The 3,686-nt window shown below is 41.2% G+C and carries 3 protein-coding genes; all 3 read right to left on the minus strand.

What is annotated here, in order from left to right:
• Positions 1–392 (minus strand): hypothetical protein (locus ACFOSE_RS01730; RefSeq protein WP_380429681.1); only part of this gene is annotated, 392 nt, incomplete at its 3' end.
• 448 nt (positions 393–840) lie between these two features.
• A complete protein-coding gene (locus ACFOSE_RS01735) occupies positions 841–2,091 on the minus strand; it encodes a diaminopimelate decarboxylase (RefSeq protein ID WP_380429684.1) in 1,251 nt (416 codons plus the stop codon).
• Positions 2,092–2,239: 148 nt separating this feature from the next.
• On the minus strand, positions 2,240–3,436 hold the full coding sequence (gene tuf, locus ACFOSE_RS01740; RefSeq protein WP_380429686.1) for an elongation factor Tu: 1,197 nt from the start codon (positions 3,434–3,436) through the stop codon (positions 2,240–2,242).
• Positions 3,437–3,686 lie beyond the last annotated feature (250 nt).

Here is a 3,686-nt window from a genome sequence, read left to right on the forward strand (position 1 = left end):
AGGTGCAGCCTTTTCTGGGTCACCAAATGATTGTTGAGGTAAATAGGCGCTCCTAGATTTTGAAGCTGCCAATTACCATCATCGGACTTTTTCAGCAGCAAGCTAACAGCTTGATTTCCCGATCTGAGATCACTCCCTGCTAGGGGGCCCACTACCAAACGGGACAGGCCATCAATGCTGTAATGGCGTAGGTTATTCGGTTGTGGATAAACGACAAGATCCCCTATACGGATTGCGGTCGTTAGGGGAGCTTCTTTTTCTTTAATTTGATAGAACAAACCATCGCTGGTCTGTGAAATACTGAGCTGGTCATTGAGACGCAGGGCGCCTTTTTCAGGGACCGTCAGAACCTGACGGTAGGTATCACGAAGGACAATGATCTCCATGGTCATTTTTATATTCCTTTTCTTTCCAAAGATACAGAGCTGTTTAGTTGGCATGATAAAAGCAGGAAAGGGACTTCCCTTCCTGCTCCCTTCAAGCCTACTATGATTTCGTTTCTGACTGGCGGAGACCATCCAACTTGGGACTCGCCAGATCAAATATTTCTTTCCTAATGGTACTTATATAGTATCTTATTGAAAAAAAAAAAAAATCAAGGGTATTTTGATGACAAATTATTACAATTTCGTTTCAATCACCAACTAAAAAATGCTATCTCCAAAAAGCTTCCATAACGATACGACTGATCGTTAGCATACTAGGATTGCAGGAGTAAGAAAAAGAGAAGGTGCAGACGCACTTAAAATCAAAATATGGATTGGCTAAAGTAGCAGAGTAAAACATAAAAACTCTCACCTTAACAGGATGAGAGTTACATTATTTTAGGGTTCCTTCTTATTATTCGTCTTCTTCCAGTCCAAAGCCATAGAGGGTTGCAAAATAATCCTCTGGTGTCTCAGCTCGCCGAATCAAACGAACCGAGCCATCTTCTTGCAAGAGAATTTCAGCCGAACGCAGACGACCATTGTATTGATAACCCATTGAAAATCCGTGGGCACCAGTATCATGAATCACAAGTGTATCACCGATACGAGCTTGTGGTAACTGGCGATTTTTAGCAAATTTATCATTATTTTCACAGAGCGAACCGACCACATCAACAACTTCTACTGCTCCCTGAGGATTGCTGATATTAGTGATATGATGATAAGCATCATACATAGCAGGACGCAGCAGATTCACTGCACTGGCATCTACACCGACATAGTGACGGTAAGTATCTTTCAGATGGAGTACCTTGGTAATTAGATGACCATTAGAAGCCAACATAAAACGTCCCAGTTCGGTAAAGATTTTCACATTTCCCAAACCATTTGGTACCAAAATTTCATCAAATTTTTGATGCACTCCTTCACCAATTACAGCAATATCATTTTGTTTATCTGCCGGACTATAATCAATACCGACACCACCAGAAAGATTGATAAAACTGAGCTCAACACCTGCTTCTTCTCTGATTTCCAGAGCCAATTCAAAGAGCTGGCCAGCCAAGGTTGGATAATAGGCATTGGTTACGGTATTGGAAGCCAAAAAAGCATGGAGACCAAACTCTTTAATACCCTTGGCTTTCAAATCCTTATACCCCTGCAAGAGCTGAGCCTTGGTCATCCCAAATTTTGATTCTTCTGGATGATCCATAATATCTGTACCCAGAGAGAAAACTCCTCCAGGATTATAGCGTAGAGAAACTGTTTCAGGCAGCCCTGCGGCCTTCTCTAAGAAGGAAATATCCTCATAGGCATCCAAATTAATGGTAGCATTGATCTCTCTGGCACAGACAAATTCCTCTGGTCTAGTATCGTTTGATGTAAAACTGATATCTTTGATTCCCAGTTCATGCGCCATCATAAGTTCAACATCAGTAGCACAATCAACACCACAGCCCTCTTCCTGTAAAATTTTAAGGATAGTGGGATTGGGTGTCGCCTTAACCGCAAAATATTCCTTGAATCCAGGATTCCAAGAAAAAGCCTCATTGACAGCGCGTGCTGTCTCACGAATGCCCTTTTCATCATAGAGATGAAAAGGGGTAGGAAATTCTGCCGTAATCGCATCAAGCTGCTCTTTAGTAACGAATGGTGTCTTCATATGGTCTCCTTCATGAAAATGTTTCATCCATTATAGCATAGATGACTGGGCTTAGCTAGCTGATTGACAAGAAAAAACCAATAGCCAAAGCTACTGGTTTATCTTATTTGTTGTCTGACAAATAATTATTTTCCGGGAACGTAATCTCTTAAGCTTCGATTTCTGAAACGATACCTGAACCAACAGTACGACCACCTTCACGGATAGAGAAAGTAGTACCTTGTTCTACGGCGATTGGGTGGATCAACTCAACATCGATTGTAACGTTATCACCAGGCATAACCATCTCAGTTCCTGCTGGCAATTCAATTGAACCAGTTACATCAGTTGTACGGAAGTAGAACTGTGGGCGGTAGTTGTTGAAGAATGGTGTATGACGTCCACCTTCTTCTTTAGAAAGAATGTAAACTTCACCTTTAAATTTAGTGTGAGGTTTGATACTTCCTGGTGCAGCTAATACTTGACCACGTTCGATTTCATCACGTTGGATACCACGAAGAAGAACACCAACGTTATCCCCTGCAAGACCTTCATCAAGCTGTTTACGGAACATTTCAACACCAGTAACAACAGCTTTTTGGATTTCATCTTTGATACCAACGATTTCAACTTCGTCATTAACTCTAACGGTACCACGATCGATACGTCCTGAGGCAACAGTACCACGACCAGTAATTGAGAAAACGTCTTCGACTGGAAGGAGCAATGGCTTATCAGTATCGCGTTCTGGTTCTGGAATGTAGTCATCAACGATGTCCATCAATTCCATGATTTTATCTTCTGCTGCTGTATCACCTTCAAGTGCTTTAAGAGCTGAACCTTGAACAACAGGGATATCATCACCTGGGAAGTCGTATTCTGAAAGAAGATCACGAATTTCCATTTCAACTAATTCAAGCAATTCTTCATCATCAACCAAATCAACCTTGTTCATAAAGACGATAAGGCTCTTAACACCAACCTGACGTGAAAGCAAGATGTGTTCACGAGTTTGTGGCATTGGTCCGTCAGTAGAAGCTACAACAAGGATAGCTCCGTCCATTTGAGCGGCACCAGTGATCATGTTTTTAACGTAGTCTGCGTGTCCTGGGGCATCGATGTGAGCGTAGTGACGTTTCGCAGTTTCGTACTCAACGTGTGCAGTATTGATTGTGATACCACGTTCGCGTTCTTCTGGAGCAGCATCGATAGAAGCATAGTCTTTTGGTGTGTTAACTGCACTTGGCAAACGACGTGCCAATACAGTAGTGATTGCTGCTGTCAATGTAGTTTTACCATGGTCAACGTGTCCAATTGTACCAATGTTAACATGTGGTTTACTACGATCGTATTTTTCTTTTGCCATTTAGGAAAAGCCTCCAATAAAATATATTTTATAGATAGACGGTAGGCATACAGTCTAACTTTACCCTACTATTCTATCAAATTGTTTTAGAATTGCAAGCATTTTACATGTTTTTTGGTAATTCTTAGCCTTTGTTTTATTAAAATAATCTATTCAACAATGAAACGATTTTTATAGAAAAGTACCCTGCTTAAGCAGGGTACTTCAGACTGAAGACAAAGCTCTTGGAATTGCATTTCTAAGAGCTTTT

The sequence above is a fragment of the Streptococcus dentapri genome (genome assembly GCF_042649885.1).
Classification (GTDB): domain Bacteria; phylum Bacillota; class Bacilli; order Lactobacillales; family Streptococcaceae; genus Streptococcus; species Streptococcus dentapri.